Consider the following 23,238-nt stretch of genomic DNA (forward strand, 5'->3'; position numbering starts at 1 on the left):
GAATGTCCATAGTTATAATAATCAAATAGAAACAAGTTTACAGTTATGATTTTTAAAGTTTATCTTCCTGACCAGACTTCATACCCCGGAGGTCGCAATTATAAACTTTACGAAACTCTTGTTTCGCTTTTTCCATTGCAGGATTAGACTTGTTTGAAGGGAAAGACTGTGCTACGATGCGGGCACGGATTACATCATTCGAGGGGTGCTTAAAAATGGATTTTTTCAGAGTTTCACGCAACTGATCAATGGCATGGTTCGTATCCACACCTTTCAGTTCAATAAAAGTTTCTGTCCATTGTTCAGGTTCCACACCACTTATTGAACGCTTTACAAGAATCAGCTTGTCACAGCGTTGACCCTCTTTCACGATATTGCCATCCACAGCATATACCACAGATTTCTCCCTCCCTGCCGTCACAAGTGTATATCGTTTGCCTTTCTCAACCGTACTAACCTTGGTTCGAACCATGAGTGCCTGTTCTGGAGAGAAGCCTTCAGCAACCAATTGTTCGTGGGTGGATTTATATGTCACTGCTTTCTGCTTCATACTGTTGCAAACAAGACTTCGTTCAACTTACTGATACTATCATCCACCCAGTCTGATACTCCATCCAAATCGTTGCCACTGAGCATAGGCACTTCAGCATCGAGAATATTTTGGAAAATACCGTTCTCGTCAATAAAATAGCCTGAGATGGAAGAGGAAGGCAAGACACTATCTCCGTCTATCACTTCCTGCCTCAATCCTTTCTCTGTGACAATGGCTGCAAGCAAAAGCACATTCATCACAGACATAATGTATGGGCTGTGCGTGGTTACTAATGCCAGGCTCTGTTCTGAGCCGTTCTCCAAAGCTTTTTTTAGCGAGCGTACAATACTCATTACAACAAGTTTTTGAGACTCAGGATACAGATTCTGCTCGGGCTCCTCTATGAACAGTTGGGCAGATTGGTAAAACAGCCTGCGGACCGCATAATCATTATCTGTTTCACTTATCTCATTGCGTTCACGCATCGAAAGTGAGGCATTTTTCCCTACGCAATCTGTAATGTAGTTCACCATCACGTCCATTGGCATCACACTCTGCATTCCGCTGGAAGCATAAAAAGCAGGCGTTTCGCTACCGTCTTCCCGTACCAACACGTCTGCGCCAAACTTATTCACATAGCTGAAACCTCCAGTAGCAGCCAATTTGAAAGGATGTTCATTAGTGTATGGCTCTTTTGCTTCATCCCATTCATATATAAAGTTGAAAAGGACATCCCTGCCCGTAGCTTTGTATGTTTTATCTACGTTTTGAATAGCCGATACAAGATTTCTTTCAGCTGGAATGTAACACAGTTTACTGTTATACCTTTTTTCTGCAAAGGACTTCTTACGTACAATCTTTGCATTACCGTTTATGCCTGTATATTCAATACTAATGACATCTCCATCATACTTCAGTTCTGTATCAGCCCTAAAGTATTCATCGTTCAGCCTATGAAACGACTTCAAATCTTTTATGAATCGGTTATAGTGAGTATATTGGCTCACTATATCATCCGTCGAGACCATAATTTTTTTTTCAACCCAACGGCAGAAGCAGAGCACCTTCATAAAGGTACTCTTACCGGAACTTTGACGACCAATGAGCACCATTAATGGAGTCAGTTCTATCTTCGTTGAGTCCAATATAGGACCAAAGTTTTTAATATGCAATGAAGCCATACACAATTCTGTTCTTTTATAAAAGTATAAAATGCTATTTGCGTCTATCTTAATAAACAAAGTTAAGAAATAGTCTTAATTCATGGGCAATTGCATCCAATAAATTCATAATTATTAAGATACTTACCTCGTTTGAATATTCTCTTGATGCTGATTGATTGTGAAGATATTGGATTTCTTATGGCTCATCAAAAAAATAGTTGTACCTTTGCATTGAAATATTCAGCGCACTTGTTAATTACGATTTTCATACTGCGCTATAAAAGGAACTAATAAGGTCTGCCCATAGGGCAGGCCTTTTTTATGGAAATCATGGAGATATATTATTATTTATTGAAGTTCATACTTTTCCCCTTATAATCATTGCCATATCAACAAAATTTCGTATATTTGCCAAACGGAATAAGGCAAATTCCTAACAGAAGAATATAGAGGCTATATAGGTGCAAAATCGGGAGCCTTTTTCAGAGATGGTTTTACAACTTACTGAATATCAAATATTAAATTTGAGGTGGTTAGTCCCGTACGCACCGCGAAAGCAAATAGCAAATTAAAGCAAAGCTCTGAAATTCAAGGATTTCAGAGCTTTTTCTTTTTCTCGCTCCGGCAAAAATGGGGACCCGAAATATCCGGTGCATAAGCAATTTTCGAGTTTCAGCTTTCTCAGACTTACATCACAAGAATAAGAAACTGAGCAGCAATGAATGGGCAGACCGTCCTCCGGATAGGGACAAAACTGGAAGAAGGTATAGGCAGAATCCACGTATGTCCCATGCTTTTTATTATGAAGGTTCATGTAAACCCTCGTCCCACGCACGTGGGCTCGACAGTTCACGCAGGCAAACCGGCGAGCACACATGCGTGGGACGAAGTTTTGTAATAAGGTTTCGGGAATTATGCGCCAAGCTTCTCTGCATTACACACAGGACATGAAGGGAAAAAATGCCCATATACGGGGAGCAAAAGCCATACTTCCGGCACTATAGACAACGGAGTTCGCCCCTTAATCACCATATTTGCACGAAGAAAACGGAAAATAAGCCCGAAATAGACATTAACAAATGTTATTTATTATAAACGAAAAACAGAAAAAAACACGTGGTTAAATTCTTGCTGTCAGATAGTTAAAGCCGAATATGAGAAGAAAAAGTAGTGCTGGCAAAAATGATGATTTTTAAAATCGGGGTCTGACTTACGAACTACAACTGCATGTGTAAAATAGGATATTCTTTACCTTCTCCGTCCAAATCGGACCTTTTGTATACGCTAAAGCCTATATATTTATAAAAACCGACAGCTTGAATATTCTGCTCGTTCACATCGACTTTCGTTACCTGCAAATGATTTATGGCATAAGTAACCAGTTTTTCCCCAATTCCTGTGCCTCAATAATTATTGGTAATAAACAACATTTCAAGATTTCCTTCTGCAATTCTCATAAATCCGATTAAGATTCCCTCCTGTTCAAACCCGAATAGAATGACATACTGAAAATATACCGGAAGCTGTTCCTTATAGTATAGAAAATCTTCTTCTTTAAGAAAATCATGTGTACTCAATACTGCACTTTCCCAAATTTCTATCAAACGTGGATAATCCGTAACTTTAATTTTTCTAATCATAATTGTAATTGCTATTTAAAACCGCAAAGTTCGGAACTTATACATTCAATACACTGAACCCAAGTTAAAAAATACGTTTACGGATTTTGCTTAGTACTTGTGACATGATACCCAAATAAGAAGCTATATCTTTGAGTGGTATATAGTTTAATGTAATGCCATATCCTTCAATCATCTCTGTAGATAATACTATTCAGGAGAATATTTAATCAAGTCGATATTTCTTTTCAAGAGTTTACTCAGTAGTATAGCATTCAAATCTTCAAATACAGTTTTTACCTTAGGAATAGCAGTATACAGTTCATCTACTCGCTTCTTGTCTATTCGGTAAATAACGCTATCTACAATTGTCTGCACATTAAATGCAGATCTTGTTTGTAAGGTAAAAGATATGTTCGACATTGAAAACGTACCTTCTTTACAAAACCAAAAAATTTACTCTTCCCCTTTATGATTCAAAAGCCAACAACGCAACATCCCATCAAAAACGAAATAACTATATCTTTCTATTTCTCCTTCCTTAATCAAAAATGTATCTTTACTAATCAATATCCGCTCAAAATATTGGTCAAATGACTTAGATTCCTCCAAATTAAAAATATTGATGCTAAAATTAAATCCTTTAAGTAATTTTTCTAAAAAGCATAATATTTACAGACTATAGTTTTCATCAGTTTTGATAGCCGATTTTTATTCCAGAATACCGAAACGAACCAAGGCGTTCCGGACACCATTCTCATCCACCGCCTCCGTTATATAATCGGCAACGCTTTTCACAGCCTCGGAAGCTCCTCCCATAGCTATTCCCATCCCGGCTGCACGAATCATGGAAATATCATTCCCGCCATCACCAAAAGCGATGGTTCTTGAAACATCAAATCCATAATAGGAAGCAAACTCATTGATACCCATAGCCTTGTTTACTCCCGCCACATTGACATCCGCGAAGAAAGGGTTCCATCTGGAAACAGAAAGTCCGGGAAGTTGTGCCATTACTTCTTTTTCCATTTCTTCATCACAATATATGCATAACTGACAACATTCGCCTCCCATAAACTCTTTTTCGATGTCTGCCACCGGCGGTGTAGGGTGATTGACCAGCCTGGCCAATTCGATGACGGTCGGGTTGAGTTCGTTGACAAAAATACCTTTATTCGTTTCGATAGCCAGAGCAAACCCATAATGTTGAGCCAATACCAGTACCCTCTGAAAATCCTTTTCGGGAATCTGTTTACGAGATATAGGAGTGCCATCTCTCAGTACACAATCGGACCCATTCAAAGCTATCACTGCATCGTATGGAATCTCTTCAAGTTCGTGAAGATCGGTAAACGCCCTCCCAGTTGCTATTATGATTTTTATACCGGATTCATGAACTTGCTGCAACGCTTCGATAGCCGACTGCGGAACGCGGTGAGTGTCGAAACTCACCAATGTTCCGTCTACATCTAAAAATATAGCTTTGGTCTCCATTATAAAATATTTTGGTCTAATAAATTCATTCTATCTGCATCATCTCAATTTTGTGAATATCTATATTCATTCGGTGCAACTCCCGTTGCTTTCTTAAACACCAGACTGAAATATTGCACACTCGGATAGCCCAGCCGACGCGCTACGGCAGCAGGTGTATTACCGCCTTCCGATAACATTTTCTTGGCCGTGTACAAGCATTTGAACTGGAAGTATTCAGCCAATGTCTTACCCGTCTCAAACCTCAGCAAATCATCAAAGTAAGCCGTCGAAAGATTCAGTTTTTCGGCACAGCATCCGGAAGTGGGCAGCTTCCCCTCCTGCAACTTTCCGGAAGTGATATACTCGTCCAATATCCCTTCCATTTTCCCCAGAATCATCTTGTTCTTATTCTCACGGGTGATGAATTGCCGCTCATAGTAACGTGAGCAATAATCCAGCAGCAATTCGATGTGACGGGACAGGATGGTATTGCTATGCGTATCAATGGAATGATGAAGTTCATCATCAATATTCTCAAGGCAACACGTCACTTTGGCCGTTTCGCGCTGTGACAGATGCAACGCCTCCTCCTTGCGGTAGAAAAAGAAAGTATAGTTGTCGATATGATTCTTTAACGTAGTACAAAGCAATAAATCGGGATGAAATGCCAGCAGCCAACCTTTGTCCGGAAGCGTATTGTTCTTGTTCATCCGGAATATCTCGCCGGGAGTAAGAAATACCATCGTAGCATTGGAATAATCATAATATTTCCGTCCGCAGCAGTCACAATCCCCTTCACAGTCCTCAATCAGTAGGATGGCATAGAATTCAAACTTCACAGCATCCTGATACACACTAGGATTTTCCAGATTAATAATGCTTACCTGAGGATGCAACGTTTTACATCCCAGGCACCGGTTACATTCACATACGGTCTTTATGTCCAATGTATTGTCTTTCATCACCTATAAAGTCATTCTCATTATTGTAACTTCAGATATATAAAATCTTAAGGATATGTTTTCCACACCTTCACAATATACCAATTACAAAATTAGAGGAAAATCCAGACATCTTCACTACCCTTATTACGGATTATATAACCTTAGTTACTGTTTTTATATCTGGCTACGTGACTTCATCTCCAGATACTTGTTTATCACGTCCACAGAAAGATTTTCCGGTGTAGTCAGCACAGAACTGATGCCGTGCTGCTTCAAGGTGGAGACTATCAGCCGTTTCTCGAATACAAATTTCTCGGCAATGACATGGCGGTAATACCCTTCCGTATCCCTCGCAGGAGTGGCGACGTACTCTTTCAGAGCGGCATCTTCGAAGAAGATGACCAGCAACCGGTGCTGGCGGTTCAACTGCTGCAAATAAGCCAACTGGCGATTCAAGCTGCCGATGCCGGAAAAATTGGTATACAGCACCAAAAGACTGCGTTTGTTGACGCGCTTGTTCAAATGTACGCACAATGAGGAAAAGTCGGTCTCCCCAAAAGTAGTCTGCTGGCTGTAAAGGTTCTCCAATAACGCCTGCATTTGTCCGGGCTGTCGGGAGGCGGAGATAAATGTATCAAAGTGCTCATTAAACGTTACCAGTCCGGCTTTATCCTCCTTCCGCATGACAACGTACGAAAGAACCAGGGAGGCATTAATAGCATAGTCCAGCAAGGTCATCCCGCGAAATGCCTGCTGCATAATCCGCCCCTTGTCTATCACGTTATAGATTTGCTGGGAACGCTCGTCTTGATAGACATTTACCATAAGTTCGTGCCTCCGGGCGCTTGCTTTCCAGTTTATCGTGCGGTAATCGTCGCCTTTCACATACTCCTTTATCTGTTCGAACTCCGTATGATGCCCCACCCTGCGGATACGTTTGATGCCCAATTCCGTCAAGTTGTCGCTGATAGCAAGCAACTCATAACGATGGAGCATCAGATAGGACGGATATACCTTGACATCCAGCGGAGCATCGCAAGTATATCTGCGGGAAAGCAATCCCATTCTGCCTGCCACAAACACCCGAATCCGTCCGAAAGAGTAAATCCCCCGCCGCGTGGGACGCAGATGATACGTAATCGTCCTGCCCTCATTCGCCTGGAGCCTCATCCGGAAATCAATATTCCGCAACTGGAATGCAAAAGGAATCTCATCCACCACTTCCACAGCCACCGGATGCGGATAACTGCTCTCCACACGTATGTTCACGGTGTTTTCATCTCCGTTGGAGAAGCGGGTAGCACACTGGCGGAATGCCCGGATGCCGCGAATGCGATAGAGCATCACCCCATCCACCAGCGCCGACACCGCCAAAACAAAAAGCGCCCACTGCCCGATTGCAAAGAATGGAGCAAAGACGTACCCGATACCCATCAGCAGGACTATCAGAACAAGAGCAATATAGAATCGGCGGCCCAGTCTCACTTCGGCACTTCCACCTTATCAATCAGACGTTGCGTCACCTTTACCGGCGAATAGCCTTCCATCTCGGCTTCCGCTGTCAATATCAAGCGATGCTGAAGCACATACGGAGCAACGAACTTAATATCCTCCGGTGTCACAAAGTCACGTCCCTGCAACAGTGCATATGCCTTGGAGGCCTGCATCATTGCCACGGACGCACGCGGAGAAGCTCCTAAATATACAGCCTTGCTGGTACGCGTCTGCTGTACAATCAACGCGATGTACTGAAGCAGCGTGCGGTCTACAAACACGTGTTCCATCAGCCTGCGCAACGAAAGCAGTTCTTCTTTTGTGAGCACGGGCGCCAGGCTCTCCAACTTCACCAACGAAGCATTGGCGTGGTGGCGCTCCAGGATGTCCACCTCCTCCTCCAATGAGGGATATCCCATGGTTATTTTCATCAGGAAGCGGTCCAGTTGCGCTTCAGGTAACTTATAAGTCCCCTCCTGCTCCACCGGATTCTGGGTTGCCAGAATCGTATAGAGTTCTCCCATCTGATGCGTGGTACCGTCAATGCTGACCTGCCGTTCTTCCATAACCTCGAACAAGGCTGCCTGCGTCTTGGCGGGAGCGCGGTTTATCTCGTCCACCAGCACGAGGTCGGCAAACACCGGTCCTTGATGAAAGTCAAAGTCATTGGTTTTCATGTTGAAGACCGTAGTACCCAACACATCACTCGGCATCAAGTCCGGAGTAAACTGAATGCGGCTGAAGTCCGCCTTAATCAAGCGTGCCACCAGACGGGCAAGCAGTGTCTTTGCCACCCCCGGCACTCCCTCCAGCAACACATGGCCGTTTGCCAGGACAGCCGTCAGTACCAGGTCCACTATCTGCTCCTGCCCCACTATGACCGTAGCAATCCGGTCCTTCAACGCTTGTATCTTCTCGGAAAAGAGAGTCAAGTCCACCCGTTTTTCTGTGTTCTCTTCCATAAATATCTTCTTTATATATGATTGATTATTTCATTCATTTTATCGACAAGCCGTTTCATCTCCTTCTCAGAGATGCTGCGCCCTCCGTACACCACCGGCCTCACCTCGCGGATGAACGCGGCTATTTCCCCCGCTTCCATACCCGTCTTCCGGGCAATCCTGCCGAAAGAGCGCTCATCCTCTGCCACTTCCTCCACATCCACTTGTATTTCCCTCCTCAGTTCCTCCGCAAAATAGAGATATTTCTTGCGGACTAAGTCAGCATGGTCCTTCTTCTGATAATAAAGAGTACCTATCAACTCTGCAAACTCCAAAGACTTATTTTCCGGTTCGCGGATAACCGGAATGGCGCGCTGCTTCCTGCGGGCTGTAAATATCATAAAGAGCAGGATGGAAACCATACTCAAGTACAATGCCCAGCGAAGCGGCGGCTGCGAAAGGAAATAGCGAAAAGGAGACATCTGTACCTGGGCTGTTTCTTTCATATAGCCTTCGGTACGGACAATGGGAAATCCACCCATCTGGGACAATATACGAAAAAGATAAGCCGCATTCTTCCCATCCAGCACACCATAGTTCGTAAAAAGCAGGGGAGTGGAAGCCAGTATAACTTCCCCCTTTCCCCAAGAAACCGACATGGCAACCGGATGAGCAGCTTCTCCGGTAACAGTTTTTTCCGCCAACACTTTACTAGAAATGGAATCTGCAAAGAAATAAGACTGACAAAGTTGGGGATAGAAACAGAAAGTCTGCTGCGGATAAACCGCCGAATCCCCCACCCAGCACAAACTGTCTTTCGAAAGCAATGCAGTGGCATATTTTTTCAAAGCCGACGGACTGAAATAGGAATAGCTGCACTCAAATCCCAGCGTATCTTTCAAAATACGGCTGAAAGAGCTCCCCACCAGCATAATCCGGTCTCCCTGTCCCGCCATCTTCAACATCGCCTCCACATCTACATCCGTCAAATGCAGGTTATCGGTAACAACCAGTATTCCGCGGCGGAGCGTCGTATCTTCCTGCTCCAGTTCATAAAAAGTCTTTCTCGACAACGAATATCCCTTCGGCAACGATGAAGACAGCAGGCTATCGAACACGGCACAGCCGAACGGTTGCTTGTCATAATGGCTGAACGTAGGGTTCCAGACAAACTTCTTTGGCAGACGGCACTCTATCGCAAACATCAACACCAGAAAAACAATGATACCGGCTATAAACCAATGGTTCCCCTTCATGCCGCCCCTCCTTTCTCCACTTCTTTCTGCAAATCCCGCATCGCATGGAACAAAGTTTCGGTCGCTTCAAAATTTCCGTAACGTACTCGTAGAAAATGGTTGGTCATTTGGCGGAAAGCTGGCAGACGGACTTCATAGATATATTGTGTTGGCGTTTTATATAACTGCCAGTCTATACGTTTTCCATCGCTGAGCTGTTTCAGCGTCTGCAGATAGAGCAAACGCACCGCCTCCCGATAATCCGTCCGGGCAAGCGCATCGGCAATTCTTTCCGCAAAATCCACTCCATAGATGGTGTCCTCCCCCACTGTATAGGGCAGGGTACTCTTGCGCGAACGCATGAACAGTTCCGGACGCTTCTTGTACACAAACCAAATGACCAATACCAGGATAAGAACGGCAATGCATATCAATACGACCTCCGAATATTCTGCCACCAACGTATTCCCGAATATCTTGTCCAGCAGCTTGCCGAACCATCTGCTGAACCACTCAAGTACATTAATTTCGGGAGCTATCAACTCACGACTGTAAGCAAACGCCGGGTCAGACTGCCAAGCGGCAACCTGTGCAGTATCACAAACCAGTGTATCAGCCGGAGCCATATTCATAGTCCGTTATCAGAGTTTATCAAAATTGTCAATATCACTCTCCACCATCACATAATCTATCTTTTCCGAAGCATGACCGTATTGATAAGCCAGTCCCAGCAATGAGAAAATCATGGACATATAAACGCCGAATGCCTGGACCACCGCCAGCAGATAAAGCACAAAGCTATAGGCTGCCGATACAGTGGCACCGCCACCTGCATCAGTCATTGCAAAGATATATTTCACAATAGTCCCGATATACCATGGAATCATCGTCACTCCCTGCAAGATGGCGGCGATGAATCCCATAACAATGGAAATCAGTACGATACCTCCCCAGGTAGCGAAACCCAGTCGGTAGGCCTTCTTCAAGGCATCTATGATATAGATATCTTCGAACAGATAGACTGGAGCCCAAATAGCAAGTGGCACAGACACCACCACAACGAGCAGAACGAACAAGAACGCAATCGCCATGAACGGAATGACGGTGGCTATAAAACCAACAATAAGCCCTACAAACAGCACCAAAAGCACACCGACAATCATTATCAGAAATACCCTTCTGACATTACCGAACAACAAGGGCTTCAGCATCCCTAACGTCACTCCCTCCAAGCGTTTTTCCCGTTCATTGTAAGTACGGACCAATGCGTAGACCAAAGAGGTCAGCATGACAGTTCCTAGCAGATAGAGAACGGCATACAGACTGTAATAAGTCACCAGTGCCATGATGGACGCTCCGACAACAGAAGAGTCGAACGAGCCTCCGGTCATATCACCCAGAGCCATTGTACCGCTCATCAGCCCGTTCAGGCTCAGTCCCTGAAGCAGACAAAGCGGCAACATCAGATATGTGGTGAATTTCATCAACGGCTTCCAATTCTCTTTGATAAAATCAAAGGTAGCAGTTAGTTTCTCTCCAAAAGAACGTTGTACATACAGTGCGATTTTAGGTTTCTGTGCTTCCATGCTTCTTTCTGTTAGGTAAATAAATATAATAAAAAAAGATAAACGACAAAGAGAGTAGAATAAAGCCGAACCTCAAAGCATCCGGAAGTTCGGTATGGCGGGTAACGAATCCTTCTATAAATCCTGCCATGATGAATACGGGTACCGTACCCACCACTATTTTCAATCCTTTTTTGGCTCCCCGTTTGAAAGATTCCAGCCTTGAATAGGTTCCGGGAAAGAGCCATCCGTTGCCCAGGGCAAGACCGGCGGCACCGGCTACAATAATCGCCCAGATTTCGAGTGTCCCGTGCAGCCAAATGGCAAGGAAGGACTCCCAAAGCAAGTCGTGCTGATAAAAGAAGGTTTGGAAAGCCCCTATCATGATACCATTGTTAAGGAGCATGTATCCGGTGCCAAAACTGGTCAGCAACCCCATGGCAAAGCAGTTGAAGGAGACCATGATATTGTTCAGCGTGATACTCAGAAACATGGGGAACTCGGAGGAACCGTTATATACAGCCATAGGTTCACCATTAGCGATATTGTTCAAAGTCATATCCACATAGGAGTTTCCTAAAATCAAACGCACAAAATCGGGGTCTCCGGCAGCGGATACCACTCCTATCAATGCGCTGACCACAAATATAATGAAGGAAGCCACCAGCTCACGGCGTGCATCGTGCATGGCCGAAGGCACTTCACGGGTCCAGTAGGTGATAATTCTTGACCATTTCTCGCGCTTGTTTCTATAAATGCGGTTGTGCAATGCCGAGGCAAGATTGTTCAGATAGATAGTGATGCGGGAAGCGGGGAAATGCGTTTGGGCAAAAGCCAGATCTGCCGTAAGCTCCGTATATGCGTCGGCAAGTTCATCGGGAGACAGACTTTCCGCCTGCTTCACCATTGTTTCTGCTCGTTTCCATTTTTCGATGTTCTGCCGGATAAACGTCACTTCTTTCATACCCCATGACTATTTCAGAGAAGTTTTGTCTGAAATAGGTAACAAAAATAAGAGAATAATGATATATTTGCAATGAAATACTAAAAATGTTTTATCAGGAATGGCAGAATCTACAATTATCACCGGACAATTTGTCCGCATCAGTCAAACGCCTGCCAGTATCGGTGAGCGGCTCATTGCACTGGCCATAGATTATATTCTGCTCGGATTCTATGTATTTTCTACTTTGGCCTTGTTTTCACGGATTCATCTACCCTCTGATTTCACGATGCTTTTCTTTTTTGCCATTGTCTACCTGCCAGTCTTGCTTTATGCATTTCTCTGCGAAATGTTCAACCAGGGACAAAGTTTCGGCAAGCGGCTGATGAACATTCGTGTCGTAAAGGCAGACGGCTCCACGCCCGGCATAGGCTCGTACCTGCTCCGATGGCTTCTCTTCCCTATCGACGGACCGGTGACCGGTGGTCTGGGACTTCTGGTCGTCCTTTTGACCAAAAACAGCCAGCGAATGGGAGACCTTGCCGCCGGCACCATGGTAATCAAGGAAAAGAATTACCGCAAGATACACGTCAGCCTCGATGAGTTCGACTACCTGACCAAAGACTACCGACCTACCTATCCACAAGCTTCCGACTTGTCATTGGAGCAAATCAACGTCATTACCCGGACCCTGCAATCGGGTAAGAAAGACCGTACACGCCGCATTGCCTCCCTTGCGAAAAAAGTGCAGGAACTTCTCTCCATCACTCCTCATGACAGTAACCCGGAAAACTTTCTTCAGACCATTCTCCGGGATTACCAGTATTATGCCTTGGAAGAAATTTAATACGAACTTCCAACAAAACCAAAGAAGTGTTAAGTCTTACGCTTATTTAAGATTCAAGCTGCATCTTTTTGGTTTTTCATTTGTTAATTAACCAGAAGGTCTTAACTAAATAACAAAGAACAATTATGAAACGAATCATTACATTAATCACACTGGTGTTGGTAAGTGCATCGACCCTGATGTATGCACAGAGTAGCAGCGAAACACGCCAAGCAGAGCGTAAAGCCCAACGCGAAGCCCAGAAAGCACGCGAAAAAGCGGAAAATGAAAGGAACTATGCCATTGCCGTCCAGGCATTGAAAGAGGGCAAGTTTGTATTGGAAGCAGACCAGCTGGTGTTCAAGAGAGGACGGAGCGCATTTGTTTCATCGACAACAAACTTCGTTCTGATGGACGGTGAACACGCATCCGTACAAATAGCTGCCAACAATGCCCTTGCAGGCCCCAACGGAATAGGCGGCATCACAGTGGACGGCAGCAGAAAGGAAATGAAAATCACGACCGACAAAAAGGGAAACGTGAATTGCAGCTTCAGCGTACAAGGCATCGGAATATCCGCACAAGTGTATATCACACTGACCAACGGCGGCAATAATGCATCGGCAAGAATCAGCCCGAACTTCAATTCGAATACCCTGACGCTGAACGGAGTCCTGGTTCCATTGTCCCAGTCAAACGTTTATAAAGGGCGGGCTTTATAAAACACCCCTTTTGTCCGTACAAAGTATAAAGAAAAGAAGATATTCATATCGTGTTCGCATTCTGTTAATATCGTGTAGACACGATATTAACAGAATGTGGACATTTATTCTTTTATCTGTTGACACGTTGGGCAATAATATACCGAACCACCCATATAAGCCTCTTTTATGATGGTACTGCCACAACGGAGACAAGGATTCTTCCATGTTTTGGCAGAAAGAATGGTTTTGTAACCTCCGGCGTTGCCATAAAGATCTGTTTGCGTATCGCGTCCACCCTCGAACGTCATATCCACCAATGTTTCTTTTAGAGCATTAAAAAGAACTTCTTTCTGATTATCCGACAGAAATAGCACTTTCTGTTTGGGATTTATCCGTGCATTGAACAGAATATCCTGCGTTACGCCGTTACCTACACCGGGAATACGCTGATTGGTTGCTAATAGAGCTTTAGCAGAGAGGGTCTTCTTTGCTTCGGCAACGAGTTTCTCAAATTCCGCTTCGGTGTATTTATCGCTCAACGGCGAAATGCTTTCCCGACTCAATTTATAGTACTTATTGTCGATATAGCTATCAGGGTAAACATTGATAAAACCATACATTGCAACCGTGAAGACAAGGAATGAATCATCATTAAACGTCAGCAACAACTGGTAATTGGCAGGAATCTCATCTCCCGCACTATAATAACGGACACTGACTCCGTCGCCTATGTTCATGATCACATTATCCGAAAGATTGAAATTGACAAACATGCCATATCCTTCGGATGAAAGGATGGTTTTGCCTACGAGCAGTTTACCATACTCCGACGGTTCACCGTTATAGAACGTAAACTTATGCGGTTTGGTGGCATTAAATACCTGCGTGATTGTTTTACCGCTCAAGGCGTTGTTCACTTGTTTGCTCAAGGTGATAACTTCGGGTAATTCTAACATATTATCTTACTTTTATTTTCGATAGGGATATATATTTCCGTTAATAACTCGTCAATAGCCGTGTTGCCAGGTGTATTATAATCAATATCACTCATTATTTTAACCGGACCACTTCCCCTATAATAGGCATCAACACGTTCAATGAGTCTTTCTCTTTCAGATTCATGGCATTCTTCAGCGGTTCGTCCCAGCGGTGTCTAGCCAAAGCATATTTGGAATGATGAACAGTCAGAATCTTTTCCGCATTCAAGTCCCTGGCCGCTTGCCCCAAATATTGGGGCATGGTATGGATATATTTCCAATCTTCGTTATACTGCCCATTCTCCAATATGGCAAGGTCAATGCCGGGATATTGCTTGCCTATTTCGACAAAATGCGTGTCATATCCGCTATCACCACCCATATAAATCTTCTGCGAAGGGGTTTCGATAAGGAAAGAAGCCCATAATGCCTGATTTGCCTTCAACGAGCGGCCCGAAAAATGCCGGGCGGGCAAGCAATGAAGCAGAAATCCCTTATCCAGTACAGTATCTTCAAACCAATCTAGCTCAACCAGGGATGATTTGTCAAATCCCCAATACTCGAAATGTTCGCCTACCCCCAAAGGACAGACCACCTTGCCTACCCGGTTTTTCAGCTGCATCACCGTCTCATAATCCAGATGGTCCCAATGGTCATGTGATATCACCAGATAGTCAATCTCCGGCATATCGGCAGGCTTGTAGGCATCCGCCCCTTTGAACGGCTTGTTTACAAACGAAACCGGAGAAGCCACACAAAATACGGGGTCTACCAGTATACGCTTTCCGTCTACCTGGATAAAATAGGATGAATGTCCGAACCATACCAATACATTCTCGTCCTTGCTTATCTTGCTGAGGTCCGTCTTTATAACCGGAATCTCCGTTTCAGGACGCAAATCGGTTTCTTTCTTAAATAAGAATCCCCAGAAAGCTCCCAAACGTCCCTTTTGGGAAGTCATCATCATCGTACTGTGCAGATTCCGGAATTCTCCGTCTTTGTAATGAGGCGACTTCTTAATCCTCTCCAACCGTTCTCCTTGAGGAGCCCTCCCGAAACTCGGCTGATTGACAAAAACGAATCCCACTATGACCGCAACAGCCACAATACCCACTATAATGCCAACTATCATACGTACTCTTTTCGTTTTTAATGAATTCATATTCAATGAGGCTACATTTACAGCTGCAAATATAGTCGAATTGTTATTAAATCACTATCTTCGCGCCCAATTTACGGAATCAATACAATAAAGCAATAAAAAGCCAACAAAGAAATGAACACACACAGTCTATGTTGCATCGGTTATATTACCCAAGATAAAGTCGTAACCCCTAAAAATACCATATATATGCCGGGAGGCACCTCCTTCTACTTCGCACATGCCATCAAGCACTTGAATGCTAACGATTTTTTATTGGTAACAGCTTTGGCTGATACTGACATGGGCATTGTGGAAGACATTCGGAAAGAAGGTATTTCCGTCAAAGCCTTGCACAGCACACATTCCGTCTGTTTCGAGAATATTTATGGAGAAAACCAGAACGAACGTACACAACGTGTCACGGCAAAAGCAGACCCTTTCACCGTGGAAGGTTTGAAAGATACCGATGCACGGATTATCCACTTGGGCAGTCTGCTTGCCGACGACTTCTCTTTGGAGGTCATCAAGTTCTTGTCCGGAAAGGGACTCCTCTCGGTAGATGTGCAGGGATTTCTCCGCAAAGTGGATAATGAAAAAGTGCTGGCAGTAGACTGGCCGGAAAAGAAAGAAGCATTGAAGTATATCCATATTCTGAAAGCCAACGAAGCTGAAATGGAAGTACTGACCGGATGCAGTGAACCGCACGAAGCCGCATTGCTGATTGCAGACTGGGGCGTCAAGGAAGTGCTGCTGACCCTGGGAGATAAAGGTTCGCTGATATATGCCCAAGGAGAATTTCACGAAATCCCCGCCTATCCTGCCCTTCAGATTACAGATGCAACAGGATGTGGAGACACCTATATGGTGGGGTATCTGTATATGCGCAACAAAGGTGCATCCCACCGGGAAGCGGGATGCTTTGCTGCCGCCATGTGCACCATAAAACTACAATCACACGGGCCATTCTGCGGAACGGAAGAAGCGATAAATAACGTGATAAAAGGATAAAGTGATAGGGTGATATAACACCCTACCATCTTTATTTATAATCCGAATTTTTTCAAATCATCTTCCACACTACCGATACCTGCGATATGAAACATATCAACCAGTACCTTCACAACATTCGGAGAAAGGAAAGCGGGCAATGTGGGGCCTAAGTGAATATCCTTCACCCCGAGACTCAGTAATGCCAACAATACAATAACCGCCTTCTGTTCGTACCATGCTATGTTGTAGACAATGGGAAGTTCGTTGATGTCATTCAGCCGGAATACTTCTTTCAGCTTCATGGCTATCACGGCCAGTGAATAACTGTCATTGCACTGTCCGGCATCCAATACACGGGGAATGCCGTTGATGTCTCCCAAACCAAGTTTATTATAGCGGTATTTGGCACAACCTGCGGTCAGGATAACGGTATCTTGCGGCAAGGCTTTGGCAAACTCCGTATAGTAATCGCGGCTCTTCATACGTCCGTCACAGCCTGCCATTACGATAAAGCGGCGTATGGCTCCGGTCTTCACGGCATCTACCACCTTGTCTGCCAGTTGCAGTACCTGGTTATGGGCAAAACCACCGATAATCTCTCCATGCTCTATCTCCACCGGCGGCTGGCATTGTTTGGCAATCTCTATGATTTCAGAGAAGTCTTTCCTGCCTTCCGCATCCTTATCAATATACTTGCAACCCGGATAACCGGTAGAGTTGGTGATGAACATACGCTCTTTATACACTGCATTAGCCAAAGGAGGAACGATGCAGTTGGTGGTAAACAGAATCGGTCCGTTGAAGGAAGTGAATTCTTCACGCTGTTTCCACCAGGCATTGCCATAGTTGCCTACAAAATGAGAATATTTCTTGAAAGCAGGATAATAGTGGGCAGGCAGCATTTCACCATGTGTATAGACGTCTATCCCCGTACCTTCTGTCTGTCTCAATAATTCTTCCATATCCTTCAAGTCATGGCCGCTAATCAAAATTCCCGGACGATTCTTCACACCGATATTCACCTTTGTAATTTCGGGATTACCGTAAGTACCGGTATTGGCAGCATCCAGTAGAGCCATTGTCTTTACTCCGAACTCACCAGCTTCGAGAACCAGCTTCACCCATTCCTCTGCCGATAGAGACTCAACCGCAATGGTAGCCAGTGCACGCTGCATGAAAACATGAACTGTATCATCATTGAATCCCAAGCGCATAGCATGCTCCAGATAAGCTGCCATACCTTTCAAACCATAGACAAGCAATTCTTTCAACGAACGGAGGTCTTCATTCTGTTCACGCAGAACACCTACTGTCTTCGCTTTCTCGGCATAGTCGTCACGCGTTCCCTGCCAAGTCAGTTCATCTACTTGGGGTAGGAACACTTTGTTGTGCTTGGCCTCTTGAATCAATCCATTACGCAAAGCAAGTCCCCTATCCACCCGTTTCAAGATGCTTTCATCATCGAAATTCGCATTCGTGATAGTACAAAACAAAGCATCCGTCACAAAAATATTCACTTCTTCAGAGACTGGAGAATCTGCCTTGCGTAATGTATCGGCAACAACAGAGATACCCCTGACTACAAACAGTAACAAGTCCATAGCTTGAGCCGTATGACTTTCTTTTCCACATACACCTTTCAATATACAGCCGGTTCCTTTGGCTGTCTCCTGACATTGATAACAAAACATGTTTGGTTCCATATTCCTATTCATTTAAAAGTTTGCATAATCTTTTGATAAGATAAGCAGCACCTCAGCAATAAAAATAAGCAGGCTTATGTTCTATTGCATTCGATTTGCATTATCTTTGTGCAAAGATGAGAGTTCTACAACGCACAAACTGTCACGAATGTTACATCGAATCACAAAAAAGTAAAAAAAGAATGGAAATCCATACATTATTGGAAATGCCTCCTTTCCAAGACATAACAGAAGAAGAATTATTATCCCTCATCCTGGCACCCGAACATGCACACAGGCAATACAAACCTGCTGACTTCATTGCCATGCAGGGAGAAGCATATCGTTCTCTATTCATATTGTGCAACGGCAGTGTGCGTACCCAAATGGTCAGTGCGGAGGGGAAGCAACTCACCATCGAAACGCTGAAAGCCCCGCAACTGCTTGCCCCGGCTTTTGTCTTTGCCTCCGAAAACCGCTTCCCGGTAAATATCGAAGCTAAAGAGAAATGTGAGATACTCGTTATAAACAAGAACATTTTCCTGGAATTCCTGCATCAACACCCCGCTGTGATGCGCAACTTTCTGCAACTGGTATCGGACAGAACCCTATTTCTCTCCAAAAAGCTAAATGCCTTTGCCCTACAAAGTCTGAAATCGCGTATACTGAACTATCTACGCATGCATGGCACGATACTCAACCAGCAGGAAGTGGCACAAATACTGGGAGTGGCGCGTCCCTCGCTGGCACGTGCCTTATCGGAACTGGCAAGCGAAGGGTGCATCCGAATGGAAGAGAAGGAAATGCGGATAAATGCAGTCTCCGCCCAAAAGTATTTATAAAAAACGTCCGCACTTATATATTATTCTTACCTTTGTCCAAGAATAAAAAGCTATGGAAAAGATTCTACTGGATGAAAAGTACGAACAGTTGTTGTTCCAAATCCCTCTACTAAGGGATTTGCCACATAATATCAAGCAATCGCTGCTTGAGAAACTGGAATATTCAGTCTATTCTATAGACAAGAAAGATATAGTTGCCCGGCAAGGCACCCCCTGCAAGAAGCTATATATACTATTGGAAGGTAAATTGCGTGTAGATATTATAGACGGTCTGGGCAATAAAGTTATGGTAGAATACATCGTTGCCCCCCGGGCCTTTGCCACTCCCCATCTCTTCGGCAGCAACACCACACTGCCGGCAACTTTTACTGCCATTGAAGACTGTATCCTATTCACTGCCACCAAAGAATCCACCTTCAAGCTTATCAGCCAGGATCCCAAAGTGCTGCACAACTTCCTTTGCATAACGGGAAATTGCAATGCCTGCACGGTTTCGCGATTAAAAACCCTTTCCCGCAAAACAGTCCGCGAAAGGTTTGTCGTCTATCTGTTTGAAAACAGAATTTCCAACTCTACCAGCATCACCATTGCGCATACCCAATCTGAGCTGGCAGAATACCTCAATGTAACCCGCCCGGCACTTTCAAAGGAAATCAATAAGATGACCAAAGAAGGTATTATCCTAATGACGGGTAAGAAAATTGAGGTATTGAATGAAGCAGCTCTGAAAGAGTATATCTAAACTACCATTTTACAAACAAGATTCTCGGATTGATGTTGACAGATACCCAGCCCCAATCCTGCCAGCGTTTATGGTCGCCGCCTTTCACCACGTCCATAGACTTCGTACCCCGCATAATGGAGTAACCGGCAGAAAGCTTCACGTCCTTCATCACATTCCAGTCAAGCTGATAGTCCATCTCCGAACCCAATCCCTTTTTTACATCATCCAGCTTGGCAGCAGTAGCAAAATAGTGATAATTCAGTTGCATACTCACCTGCTTGGATGTCTTGAAGTTGACACCCAACTGGGCATCCTGCAAACCGGGAGCTACTCCCTGCCAAGCAGAAGCATAGAAATAGTCCATCGCTCCATAGAACTTATGATGTGTTCCGTAAAGAGGATCGAATGCTTTGAACTTGTCACCTTTCCCGTCACTGCCACTCAGATAATCATAACCCAAGCTCACACTCCATTGCTTGTCTATGGCATAGGCAGCCTTCACGCTTACCATAAAGGCAGATACACTCTGCGCATTCTTGTTCTTTCCGGTCTGATAATAGAAAGCAGCCTGCACAGGTAGCCAATTTCCCGATTCCGGCTGATAAGTCACGTAAGTACCGAACGTCTGCAAATAGCGGGTATGGGAAGTTTCTGTTTCTGCATCACCGGTTTCCAGGCCCAGATTCATGAATAACAAAGAGACATCAAGGTTGGGGGTTTGCGCCGCATAATGATACCAAAGGGTCTGCATATTCTTATAAGGTTGTGCACCGTCATAATAATAGGTACCGCCTTTTGCCTTTTCCTTGTTCTGGTTGAAGGCAAGAATGAAATGCAGTTGGTGGGCATTCTTGGCATAGCCCAACTTCAATGCATCGTGATAGCGACCGGCCACATTCCAGTCCAGCCCTCCCAAAATACGTTCGTCGTCATAAGACAAGGTCTGGCGCCCCAGTTGTGCAAAGAAACCGGCACCAAAGTTGAGTTTTGCCCATGCTTCGTTCATAATGAAACGCCCGTTAGTGTCTATCTGCGGGTCCTGCCCCCATACGCCTACATGTTGGGCCGAAATCTTCATACTCAAATCCGAACGTTTATACTCCATGGAAAGACGTGCACGGTTGTTGATAAATGAAGCAGCCTTGTCTCCCTCGAAACGTGGTAACTGTGCTCCGTTACGGTATTCTGCACGGGGTCTGATTTGCATCGACATGGTGAATTCGTTCTCTTTCTCCGAACCTTGTGCCCACAACATTCCGGGCAACAGCAATAAGCCTAATGCCAAATAAACTGTTTTCATAAGTATTTTAATTTAAGTTATACGTATGTACACTCACTCCTTGTGCCGAGGGCAAGTAATTGATGCCATACCAACACATTTGCAACAACAGAAAAGATACAAGCAAGCCAAACAGTGCCTTACGATAGGCCGCGGGGCATCCCAATCGGAAATGGATATATGCCAGATAGGAGAACCAGGTAGCCGCCGCCCAAGTCTCCTTGGGATCCCATGCCCAATAGTGTCCCCAAGCAGCTTTCGCCCAGACAGCACCGGACAGCATACCCAGTGTCATGAAGGCAAGTCCTACATAAGTCAGATTATCGCACAAAGCCATCTCATGCCGTTCAATTCCTTTTTTCTTGAACCACAGCAGGTAGACAGCCATCACCGTAGCGGCACCCAGCATGGCATAGGCAAACATATAGACAATGACATGAGGAGTGAACCACGGACTCTGCAAAGCGGGCATCAACGTCTTGTTGTGTATTTCGGGCCTAAAAATATTGATGCAGACAAACACCAAGGACAAGACGGAACTGAAACCGAGAATCCATTTGTACCTCCAACGACTGTAAGTGATGATTCCTGCCAATGGAAGAAAGAATGAATACCACAAACGCGTCTCCCCCATCGTCCGCATCGGAGGACGCTCCAAAGAAATCCACATGCCGACAATGAAGCTGAAAAAGACAGCCAAGCCCAGACAAGTCAAAGTGTATACCACTACCGGACGTTTACCACGCCATGCAGCGAAAGCTCCCAATCCCCAGAAAAGTAAAGCGACAATGGCAAACAGAGCAAAATAATCCCAACTCATACCGTCTCCTCCTTTCTTTCTTCTGTTCCTTTCGGTGCATTGACAAACAAGCAGACTGCCCCCAGCACCATCATTATGATGCCGGCATATACAGCCGGAAGCCAGGGATCGCGTACCAGTTCAAAAACACTGACATCACTCCACCGTCCTTTCGTTTCGTCATAGCTTAATTGATAAATGTTCCATCCGAATATCTTCAAAGGACGGTTCACTTCGATTGTGTCTTCCACTACCTCTCCTGACTGCGTATAAACCGTTACAGCAGAAACAAATCGCTGCGGCTCACGTTCGGGCATCACCAGACTGGTCTGTTCCGACAAGCGCAATGCCTTATAAGGAAACATGAAACTACCGCAACTCACCCATCCCTCCTTCGACTGTCCGGAGGTAGCATTCACCGCCTTCAGATAAACAGCATAGGTAGCTCCCATCGAATGGAATTCGGTAAACTTCAAGGTATCTTCCGCAGCTACAGAGGCAGCCATCGGAATGGATTGAAGGATAGAGATGTCCCAATCCAGCAACCTCCCCCGTTCTACCTTCTCTTCCAACAGCAAATGTTCCGGCACATCCTTCGGCAGTGCCTGCCCGGTCTCATTATTTATCAGCATCAGCTTGGGAGGGTATTCATGTATGGTGAATTCTTTCAGTTCAATGGCAAGCGGAAGCTCCGTCAGCTTGCCATCCTCATTCGTGGCACGCCATTCAGTCTTGCCCAATTGGGTAATCATTCTCAGTCGTTGCATATCTGCATTGCCCAGCGTTGCCGTCAAGAGGGCGACAAACAAGCCGACATGATTCAGCAGAAAAGGAATCTTACGCAATTTTAAAGGAATACATACACGGAGAATGGTCAGTCCCAAGACAGTAACCAGCCAGATATAAAGCAACACGAACGGCCAGAAAGAAAGCATCTTCGAAAAGCCGATGACATCTGCCGAAGGCTGGGTAGAAGGAACCTGCCGCACCAATCCCATAACGACAGTGACAACCGCCACACATACCAGGGAAGAAACTGCAGCCGTATAATGACTGAGCCATCCGAAACAGTACACCCGTCTACGAAATCCATGCATGCATGCCAACAATAGCAGGAACAACACCAGAACGATGACATTGACCGGCCACGCAAACAAGCCCCAACGAATATCTCCAACGCTCCACTGCAACAGCAAGCCCGTGACGAACAGTCCTGCCCCACAGATAAAACCTTCCTTATACCTCCACGGTTTCTTCCACATCTTCTGATTTACGATTTGACGATGTACGATGTACGATTGGAGTTAGATTGTTGATAGAGTCAATCCGGGATGTACATATCGGGGAGTAATCCCAATC

At 44.9% G+C, this 23,238-nt stretch carries 21 protein-coding genes and 2 pseudogenes; 5 read left to right on the top strand and 18 right to left on the bottom strand.

Annotated features, from left to right (window positions below; translation table 11 throughout):
• Nucleotides 1–52: 52 nt before the first annotated feature.
• From DXD78_RS06195 to DXD78_RS06255, 12 genes and pseudogenes are all read right to left on the bottom strand, one after another.
• Nucleotides 53–550, bottom strand: coding sequence for a hypothetical protein (locus DXD78_RS06195; RefSeq protein ID WP_117652604.1), 498 nt, complete (start codon nucleotides 548–550; stop codon nucleotides 53–55).
• A complete protein-coding gene (locus DXD78_RS06200; protein WP_117652605.1) occupies nucleotides 547–1,713 on the bottom strand; it encodes an AAA family ATPase in 1,167 nt (388 codons plus the stop codon). The genes DXD78_RS06195 and DXD78_RS06200 overlap by 4 nt, the downstream gene beginning before the upstream one ends.
• Nucleotides 1,714–2,912: 1,199 nt before the next feature.
• Nucleotides 2,913–3,335: pseudogene (locus tag DXD78_RS06210) on the bottom strand (GNAT family N-acetyltransferase).
• Between the two features lie 64 nt (nucleotides 3,336–3,399).
• A pseudogene (locus DXD78_RS21285) lies at nucleotides 3,400–3,986 on the bottom strand (Crp/Fnr family transcriptional regulator).
• 39 nt (nucleotides 3,987–4,025) lie between these two features.
• Nucleotides 4,026–4,808: a Cof-type HAD-IIB family hydrolase gene (locus tag DXD78_RS06220; protein ID WP_009038203.1), complete on the bottom strand. Its 783-nt coding sequence runs from the start codon at nucleotides 4,806–4,808 to the stop codon at nucleotides 4,026–4,028.
• A 44-nt stretch (nucleotides 4,809–4,852) separates the two neighbouring features.
• Nucleotides 4,853–5,752 carry an AraC family transcriptional regulator gene (locus DXD78_RS06225; protein WP_005831452.1) on the bottom strand — a complete coding sequence of 300 codons (900 nt, stop codon included), beginning with the start codon at nucleotides 5,750–5,752 and terminating at the stop codon, nucleotides 4,853–4,855.
• Nucleotides 5,753–5,908: 156 nt separating this feature from the next.
• A complete protein-coding gene (locus tag DXD78_RS06230) occupies nucleotides 5,909–7,219 on the bottom strand; it encodes a DUF58 domain-containing protein (protein WP_009038202.1) in 1,311 nt (436 codons plus the stop codon).
• Nucleotides 7,216–8,190, bottom strand: coding sequence for a MoxR family ATPase (locus tag DXD78_RS06235; protein WP_009038201.1), 975 nt, complete (start codon nucleotides 8,188–8,190; stop codon nucleotides 7,216–7,218). The genes DXD78_RS06230 and DXD78_RS06235 overlap by 4 nt, the downstream gene beginning before the upstream one ends.
• An 11-nt stretch (nucleotides 8,191–8,201) precedes the next feature.
• Entirely contained in the window at nucleotides 8,202–9,425 is a 1,224-nt protein-coding gene (locus DXD78_RS06240; RefSeq protein ID WP_009038200.1) for a DUF4350 domain-containing protein, read from the bottom strand.
• Nucleotides 9,422–10,036, bottom strand: a complete 615-nt coding sequence (locus DXD78_RS06245) for a DUF4129 domain-containing protein (protein ID WP_009038199.1) — start codon at nucleotides 10,034–10,036, stop codon at nucleotides 9,422–9,424. The genes DXD78_RS06240 and DXD78_RS06245 overlap by 4 nt, the downstream gene beginning before the upstream one ends.
• 9 nt (nucleotides 10,037–10,045) lie before the next feature.
• On the bottom strand, nucleotides 10,046–10,990 hold the full coding sequence (locus tag DXD78_RS06250; protein ID WP_009038198.1) for a hypothetical protein: 945 nt from the start codon (nucleotides 10,988–10,990) through the stop codon (nucleotides 10,046–10,048).
• Nucleotides 10,971–11,933, bottom strand: coding sequence for a stage II sporulation protein M (locus tag DXD78_RS06255; protein ID WP_009038197.1), 963 nt, complete (start codon nucleotides 11,931–11,933; stop codon nucleotides 10,971–10,973). Before DXD78_RS06255 ends, DXD78_RS06250 begins: the two co-directional genes overlap by 20 nt.
• Nucleotides 11,934–12,033: 100 nt before the next feature.
• On the opposite strand from DXD78_RS06255, the gene DXD78_RS06260 reads away from it, so the two are divergent.
• On the top strand, nucleotides 12,034–12,759 hold the full coding sequence (locus tag DXD78_RS06260) for an RDD family protein (protein WP_009038196.1): 726 nt from the start codon (nucleotides 12,034–12,036) through the stop codon (nucleotides 12,757–12,759).
• A 125-nt stretch (nucleotides 12,760–12,884) separates the two neighbouring features.
• Entirely contained in the window at nucleotides 12,885–13,460 is a 576-nt protein-coding gene (locus tag DXD78_RS06265; protein ID WP_008664890.1) for a DUF4251 domain-containing protein, read from the top strand.
• Nucleotides 13,461–13,564: 104 nt separating this feature from the next.
• Here the strand turns inward: DXD78_RS06265 and DXD78_RS06270 are convergent, their stop codons facing one another.
• Nucleotides 13,565–14,398, bottom strand: coding sequence for a DNA-formamidopyrimidine glycosylase family protein (locus tag DXD78_RS06270; RefSeq protein ID WP_009038195.1), 834 nt, complete (start codon nucleotides 14,396–14,398; stop codon nucleotides 13,565–13,567).
• 94 nt (nucleotides 14,399–14,492) lie between these two features.
• Nucleotides 14,493–15,581, bottom strand: a complete 1,089-nt coding sequence (locus tag DXD78_RS06275) for an MBL fold metallo-hydrolase (RefSeq protein WP_304650831.1) — start codon at nucleotides 15,579–15,581, stop codon at nucleotides 14,493–14,495.
• A 114-nt stretch (nucleotides 15,582–15,695) separates the two neighbouring features.
• Here DXD78_RS06275 and DXD78_RS06280 point away from each other — a divergent pair, with 114 nt between their 5' ends.
• Complete coding sequence (locus DXD78_RS06280) at nucleotides 15,696–16,571, top strand: PfkB family carbohydrate kinase (protein ID WP_005832412.1); 876 nt, start codon at nucleotides 15,696–15,698, stop codon at nucleotides 16,569–16,571.
• Nucleotides 16,572–16,606: 35 nt separating this feature from the next.
• Here the strand turns inward: DXD78_RS06280 and hcp are convergent, their stop codons facing one another.
• Complete coding sequence (hcp, locus tag DXD78_RS06285; protein WP_005832415.1) at nucleotides 16,607–18,256, bottom strand: hydroxylamine reductase; 1,650 nt, start codon at nucleotides 18,254–18,256, stop codon at nucleotides 16,607–16,609.
• Between the two features lie 182 nt (nucleotides 18,257–18,438).
• Here hcp and DXD78_RS06290 point away from each other — a divergent pair, with 182 nt between their 5' ends.
• Nucleotides 18,439–19,077 carry a Crp/Fnr family transcriptional regulator gene (locus tag DXD78_RS06290; RefSeq protein ID WP_005832417.1) on the top strand — a complete coding sequence of 213 codons (639 nt, stop codon included), beginning with the start codon at nucleotides 18,439–18,441 and terminating at the stop codon, nucleotides 19,075–19,077.
• 52 nt (nucleotides 19,078–19,129) lie between these two features.
• The gene (locus DXD78_RS06295) at nucleotides 19,130–19,819 is read left to right on the top strand and encodes a Crp/Fnr family transcriptional regulator (RefSeq protein ID WP_005832420.1); all 690 of its coding nucleotides are present in this window, start codon (nucleotides 19,130–19,132) and stop codon (nucleotides 19,817–19,819) included.
• Nucleotide 19,820: 1 nt separating this feature from the next.
• Here DXD78_RS06295 and DXD78_RS06300 read toward each other — a convergent pair whose 3' ends face one another.
• From DXD78_RS06300 to DXD78_RS06310, 3 genes are read right to left on the bottom strand one after another with little or no spacing between them, the layout of a single operon-like run.
• On the bottom strand, nucleotides 19,821–21,101 hold the full coding sequence (locus tag DXD78_RS06300; protein WP_005832422.1) for an alginate export family protein: 1,281 nt from the start codon (nucleotides 21,099–21,101) through the stop codon (nucleotides 19,821–19,823).
• A gap of 7 nt (nucleotides 21,102–21,108) precedes the next feature.
• Nucleotides 21,109–21,900 carry a cytochrome c biogenesis protein gene (locus tag DXD78_RS06305; protein WP_009038192.1) on the bottom strand — a complete coding sequence of 264 codons (792 nt, stop codon included), beginning with the start codon at nucleotides 21,898–21,900 and terminating at the stop codon, nucleotides 21,109–21,111.
• On the bottom strand, nucleotides 21,897–23,141 hold the full coding sequence (locus tag DXD78_RS06310; protein ID WP_005832426.1) for a cytochrome c biogenesis protein ResB: 1,245 nt from the start codon (nucleotides 23,139–23,141) through the stop codon (nucleotides 21,897–21,899). The genes DXD78_RS06305 and DXD78_RS06310 overlap by 4 nt, the downstream gene beginning before the upstream one ends.
• Nucleotides 23,142–23,238: the final 97 nt, after the last annotated feature.

This window comes from Bacteroides sp. D20, from assembly GCF_003436255.1.
In the GTDB taxonomy this organism is placed as follows: Bacteria; Bacteroidota; Bacteroidia; order Bacteroidales; family Bacteroidaceae; genus Bacteroides; species Bacteroides uniformis.

What these genes read in the sequence shown, in the direction of transcription:
- DXD78_RS06265 (WP_008664890.1), top strand. Translation starts at nt 12,885, where the DNA reads ATGAAACGAATCATTACATTAATCACACTGGTGTTGGTAAGTGCATCG.
- DXD78_RS06225 (WP_005831452.1), bottom strand. Translation starts at nt 5,752, where the DNA reads ATGAAAGACAATACATTGGACATAAAGACCGTATGTGAATGTAACCGG.
- DXD78_RS06275 (WP_304650831.1), bottom strand. Translation starts at nt 15,581, where the DNA reads ATGAATTCATTAAAAACGAAAAGAGTACGTATGATAGTTGGCATTATA.
- DXD78_RS06240 (WP_009038200.1), bottom strand. Translation starts at nt 9,425, where the DNA reads ATGAAGGGGAACCATTGGTTTATAGCCGGTATCATTGTTTTTCTGGTG.
- DXD78_RS06295 (WP_005832420.1), top strand. Translation starts at nt 19,130, where the DNA reads ATGGAAAAGATTCTACTGGATGAAAAGTACGAACAGTTGTTGTTCCAA.
- DXD78_RS06270 (WP_009038195.1), bottom strand. Translation starts at nt 14,398, where the DNA reads ATGTTAGAATTACCCGAAGTTATCACCTTGAGCAAACAAGTGAACAAC.
- DXD78_RS06280 (WP_005832412.1), top strand. Translation starts at nt 15,696, where the DNA reads ATGAACACACACAGTCTATGTTGCATCGGTTATATTACCCAAGATAAA.
- DXD78_RS06200 (WP_117652605.1), bottom strand. Translation starts at nt 1,713, where the DNA reads ATGGCTTCATTGCATATTAAAAACTTTGGTCCTATATTGGACTCAACG.
- hcp (WP_005832415.1), bottom strand. Translation starts at nt 18,256, where the DNA reads ATGGAACCAAACATGTTTTGTTATCAATGTCAGGAGACAGCCAAAGGA.
- DXD78_RS06300 (WP_005832422.1), bottom strand. Translation starts at nt 21,101, where the DNA reads ATGAAAACAGTTTATTTGGCATTAGGCTTATTGCTGTTGCCCGGAATG.
- DXD78_RS06290 (WP_005832417.1), top strand. Translation starts at nt 18,439, where the DNA reads ATGGAAATCCATACATTATTGGAAATGCCTCCTTTCCAAGACATAACA.
- DXD78_RS06220 (WP_009038203.1), bottom strand. Translation starts at nt 4,808, where the DNA reads ATGGAGACCAAAGCTATATTTTTAGATGTAGACGGAACATTGGTGAGT.
- DXD78_RS06250 (WP_009038198.1), bottom strand. Translation starts at nt 10,990, where the DNA reads ATGGAAGCACAGAAACCTAAAATCGCACTGTATGTACAACGTTCTTTT.
- DXD78_RS06195 (WP_117652604.1), bottom strand. Translation starts at nt 550, where the DNA reads ATGAAGCAGAAAGCAGTGACATATAAATCCACCCACGAACAATTGGTT.
- DXD78_RS06235 (WP_009038201.1), bottom strand. Translation starts at nt 8,190, where the DNA reads ATGGAAGAGAACACAGAAAAACGGGTGGACTTGACTCTCTTTTCCGAG.
- DXD78_RS06260 (WP_009038196.1), top strand. Translation starts at nt 12,034, where the DNA reads ATGGCAGAATCTACAATTATCACCGGACAATTTGTCCGCATCAGTCAA.
- DXD78_RS06255 (WP_009038197.1), bottom strand. Translation starts at nt 11,933, where the DNA reads ATGAAAGAAGTGACGTTTATCCGGCAGAACATCGAAAAATGGAAACGA.
- DXD78_RS06310 (WP_005832426.1), bottom strand. Translation starts at nt 23,141, where the DNA reads ATGTGGAAGAAACCGTGGAGGTATAAGGAAGGTTTTATCTGTGGGGCA.
- DXD78_RS06245 (WP_009038199.1), bottom strand. Translation starts at nt 10,036, where the DNA reads ATGAATATGGCTCCGGCTGATACACTGGTTTGTGATACTGCACAGGTT.
- DXD78_RS06305 (WP_009038192.1), bottom strand. Translation starts at nt 21,900, where the DNA reads ATGAGTTGGGATTATTTTGCTCTGTTTGCCATTGTCGCTTTACTTTTC.